Genomic DNA, 4921 nt, shown 5'->3' on the forward strand with positions numbered 1-4921 from the left:
ACAACTGCCAGGACCCGTCGAACGCGCATTTCACGCACCTGGAAGACGTGGAATTCACCTACCGCAAAATCACCTGGACCCACGAAGTGTCCGGCACATCCGGTTCGGATGACTGGCGTACTCCGGTCGCGGGCTAAGGCTGCGCGAGCGTTTTAGCGCACCGGTCCGTTGCGGGCCGGTGCGTGCATGACCCCAGAATTTTTCTGTTTTCGGCGCCTGTTTCCACACGACGAAAATCGCTGCACTGCATGAGGGACAAGGGATGTTCGCACCGGCTCATCAGCCCCATTTCACGCTGGCCCTCGACGGAGCGGACTTTCAGGTGCTGGCCTTCAAAGGCCGCGAAACCCTGAACACGCCGTTCGTTTTTGACCTGGAGCTGGTCAGTGAGCGGCCTTTCCTCGACCTCGAAACCCTGCTTCACAAGCAGGCGTTTTTGCAGATTTCAACCACCGGCAGCGGTTTTCACGGGCAGGTGTACAGCATCTCCCGGGGCGAAGCCGGTAAACGCCTGACCCGCTATCACCTGTCGCTGCGCCCGCATTTGTCGTATTTGGCGCACCGGGTCAACCAGCGAATCTTCCAGCAAATGACTGTGCGCCAGATCATCGTCCAGGTGCTGGAAGAACACGGGATTTTGGCCAGCGATTATAAGTTCCAGCTCAGCGCAACCTATCCTGAGCGGGTGTATTGCGTGCAGTACGACGAATCGGACCTGACCTTCATCCAGCGCTTGTGCGAGGAAGAAGGCATCCACTTTCATTTCCAGCACAGCCCTGGCGCACACCTGCTGGTGTTTGGCGACGACCAGACCATCTTCCCCAAACTGGCACCGGTGGCGTATCAGCAAGACACTGGGCTGGTGGCCGACACGCCGATGGTCAAGCGCTTTGGCATGCGTTTAGCGACGCGTACCAGCCGCGTCACGCGCCGCGATTATGACTTCACCAAGCCGCGCATCGAGCTGGAAAGCGACGCCAAAAGCAAGGCTGTGCCGGACCTTGAGGATTACGATTATCCCGGTCGTTTCGTAGACCGCGAACGCGGCAAACACCTGGCCAATCGCAACCTCGAACGCCATCGCACCGACTACCAACTGGCCAAGGGCAAAAGCGATCAGCCAACCTTGGTCAGCGGGCATTTCATGCCGCTCACCGCGCACGCCAATGCGACATGGAATGACCTGTGGCTGCTGATCGACATCACCCACCACGGCAAGCAGCCGCAGGTGCTGGAAGAGTCGGTCACCAGCGATGTCACAGACTTGAAAGACGATTTCCATCAGGGCTATCGCAACACCTTCAGCGCAATCCCGTGGGACGTGCCGTTCCGCCCGCAGCTCAAACACCCCAAGCCCAAAGTGCTGGGCAGCCAGAGCGCGATGGTTACGGGGCCGGCAGGCGAAGAAATTTACTGCGACGAATACGGCCGCGTCAAAGTGCAGTTCTACTGGGACCGCGAGGGCAAGTTCGACGACAAAACCAGTTGCTGGATGCGTGTGGCGTCGAACTGGGCGAGCATGAGTTTTGGCTCGATCAACCTGCCGCGCATTGGCATGGAAGTGCTGATTACCTTCCTTGAGGGCGACCCGGACCAGCCGCTGATTACCGGCTGCCTGTACCACGGCGTGAACCTGCCGCCGTACAAATTGCCCGAGCTCAAGACCTTAGCCACGGTCAAAAGCAAAGAGTACAAAGGCAGTCGCGCCAACGAACTGCGCATCGACGACACCACCAGCGAAATCAGCATCGCGTTGCGCAGTGACCACGGCGCGAGCGCGGTCAACTTGGGCTATTTGACTCATCCGCGACCTTCGGGGGGGCAGCCGCGTGGCGAAGGCTTTGAACTGCGCACCGACCGCCACGGCGCCGTACGTGCAGCGGCGGGTTTGCTGATTACGACCGAGCCACGTCCCAACGAATCCAAGCACCATAAAGACCTGCCCGAAACCGCCGAACGCTTGGCCACTGCCAGTGATCAACAGGACGGTCTTTCCCTGCAAGCCATGGAAAATCAGGCGCAGGAAGCCGGTGACCAAGATGAGGTGGCCAAGGCGTTGTTTGCTCAGCATCGCGGCATTACCGGCAGCGGTCCGGCCAACGTCAGCGCCAACGAATTCCCTGAATTCACCGAGCCGCATCTGGTGTTGGCGAGCCCGGCCGGTATCGCGCTGAGCACGCCCCATTCGACCCACATTGCGACCGGCGAGCACTTGGGGCTGAGCAGCACCGGTCACACCAGTCTTTCAATTGGTAAAAAACTCTTGGCCAGTGCCAGCCAAGGCATGCGCCTGTTTGTGCAAAATCTGGGCTGGCGACTGGTGGCCGCATCGGGCGACATCGACGTGCGGGCGCTGAAAGACAGCATCAACCTGTTGGCCAAACTCAATATCACCGCCAACGCAGACCGCATCACCCTCACCGCTAAAACCGAGCTGGTGATTCAAGGCGGCGGCAGCGCCACGACCTATAACGCAGGCGGCATCACCCACGTCACCACTGGCCCGTACACGGCGCACGCGGCCAACTTTGCTTATACCGGTGCCAAGAGTCTGGCCGGGGTGTTCCCCGAGCCGCTGAAACCGGGCAAAGGCAACCTGGAACTGTTCAACCAGTACGCCAACCGCCAAGGCATCAAGGGCGGTGATTTTGAAGTGATCGACGCACTGGGCAAAAGTATCAAGGGCGCGCTCGACCCCAAAGGTTTCGCCGCCGTGGCAGGTGCTGCACCGGGACCGGCACGGGTCAAGTTTGGGCCCGACCCGTCCGACACCTGGAGCGTGGGCAGCTACATCGGCGAACCGCAATGGCCGCGTGAAAAACCTGGCGATGCAGGTTCGGACAGCATCCCCGGCCCGATCCAGAGCATGATCGCCGACCTGTTGCCACGCCAAGGTAAAAGTGCCGAGTTGCTGGAGCAAGGCAAGGGCCTGGCGAAAAGCGGCCTGGACATGGCCAAGACTGGCCTGGCCACGGTGCAAAGCGGTATGAGCGTAATCCAGACCGCCCAAGGCGCGATGCAATCAGCGCAAAACGTCAAAACCGCGCTGCAAGCAGGTGTGGCGGGCATTGCGCAACGAGCCAGCGCCGCGTTGCCGAGCGCCTCAAGTTTGCTAAGTCTGGCCAACAGCAGCGGCGCACTGCCGAGCCTGCCTGCGCTGCCGAGCTTCACCCCTCCCAAGCTTTCCTTCAAAACCCCCGGCCTGCTGGCGGGTGAGATGCTGTCATGACGACTGAAAATGCTGTTGCAGAAAAACGTGGCCCACAAGTGGCCATTGTGCCGATCAGTGCCATCGACATTAAAGACGTGGCCAGCGGCGCGGCGGTGTTCGACGCCTGGTTGCAGGAAGTCAGCGGCGGCATGGTCACGCTGGAACGGATTCAGGGCGTTGCCGGGGCCTTGCCCGTGGTCGGCAACATCATGGCGCTGGTAGATGCGCTGGGCGATGTGGTCACGCTGACCAAGACCGAAAAGCGCGACCTGCTGCTGTGGGCCAGTCTGGCGATCAACCTGATTGGCGTGTTGCCGCTGCCACCGACCATGGCGGCGGCGCGCATGACCCTGCGCCCGACCCTGCACTTGGTGCGCCAGGAGATGCGCTCCACCACCAAGCTGATGCTCAGTGCTTCGGTCGTCGAAATTCTGGTCGGCCACCTCAACGCGTCCATCGTCGGCAGCCTGGATGACTTTGTCACGCAGGCCAAAGCCAAGTTGCCCGACATCCTCGCGGATGCGGGCAAGCTCGGCGAAGACGTACTTAATGAAATCGCCAAGGGGCTGGAGGCCGCGGTCAACGGTACCCTCGATGCCGGTGGTGATCTGGATGCAGCCGGTGCGCAAATCAGCGCGGCCGGTGATCAACTGCTGCATGACCCCAAAGCGGCGATCAGCAACATCTTCGGGGGCTTGTTCAGCGCCTACAAAGCCGCTGGCAAAGGCATGGCCAACAGCGCCACGCAGCACCTGCTGCCCGACGACATCAAACAGTCGGTCCTGACCCACACCGCTCAACTGCGGGCCATGGGACCAGAGCTGCGCACGCAACTGAACAAACTCACCGCTGAAGACGTTGAATACTCGATTGGCTGGCTGCTGCTTATATTGTCCAGCGCGAGTGCTTTGTGGCGTAAACGCAATCCCTCCGGGCAAGGCACGAGCGTAAAGCCCAATGAGACCAACAAGGCTAAGAAAACGGCGGCTGAGGGTGAGGTTGAATCTGTAGAGAAACAGGCTGTTGCCCAAGGCACTCCTAACTGTAAGAAAAACGTTGTCTGTCCGATCACAGACAACAGTATTAGCTTTGCTGTGGGATCAGAGACATTCAGTCATACCGATTTCAGCTTGCCCGGCCTCTTTCCCATCAACTGGACGCGCACTTACTACTCACGGTTGGCGTCATACGATCATGGAAGCCTGGGCGCCCGCTGGATCAATGAATTCACCACCCGTTTTGACCTGCATGACAAGGGTCTGGTGTTCCACGACGCGGATGGGCGCGACCACACGTACACCCTGAAGCCCGTCGGCGAAGCGCACTACGACGCCATCGAAAACCTGACGCTGGTCCGCGTCACTGACAACTCCTTACTCCTCTGCCGAGGCTTCGAGCGCAGGGAAACCTACGTTCGCCACGGCGATCGCTTCCTGCTGGCCCACATCGAACTGCGCAACGGCGCGGGCGTGATGCTGCATCACGAATACCGCCACGCCGACCAACCGGTGCTGTCTGATCTGATCACCTATCAGGGTGACCTCACCAACGTCCACTTGCATCTGGGCACCATGATCGATGACCACGGCCACCTCAAAGGCCTGTGGGAAATCCGCGACGGCGCGCCGGTGCGTCAACTGGCGGCCTACTACTACGACGCCCACGGCGACCTGATCAACGCGCAGGACGAAAACGGCGCCGCGTGGAGCT

The 4921-nt window shown here is 60.4% G+C and carries 2 protein-coding genes and 1 pseudogene; all 3 read left to right on the forward strand.

The window, feature by feature from the left end:
* Positions 1-137, forward strand: a pseudogene (locus ACP7A4_RS22790) (Hcp family type VI secretion system effector); the annotation flags it as partial.
* 125 nt (positions 138-262) lie between these two features.
* Entirely contained in the window at positions 263-3229 is a 2967-nt protein-coding gene (locus ACP7A4_RS22795; RefSeq protein WP_426248468.1) for a type VI secretion system tip protein VgrG, read from the forward strand.
* Positions 3226-4921: DUF6531 domain-containing protein (locus ACP7A4_RS22800; RefSeq protein WP_426248469.1), on the forward strand; the 1696-nt coding region annotated here is incomplete at its 3' end. The genes ACP7A4_RS22795 and ACP7A4_RS22800, both read left to right, overlap by 4 nt.

This window comes from Pseudomonas sp. TWR3-1-1, assembly GCF_049896545.1.
In the GTDB taxonomy this organism is placed as follows: Bacteria; Pseudomonadota; Gammaproteobacteria; order Pseudomonadales; family Pseudomonadaceae; genus Aquipseudomonas; species Aquipseudomonas weihenstephanensis.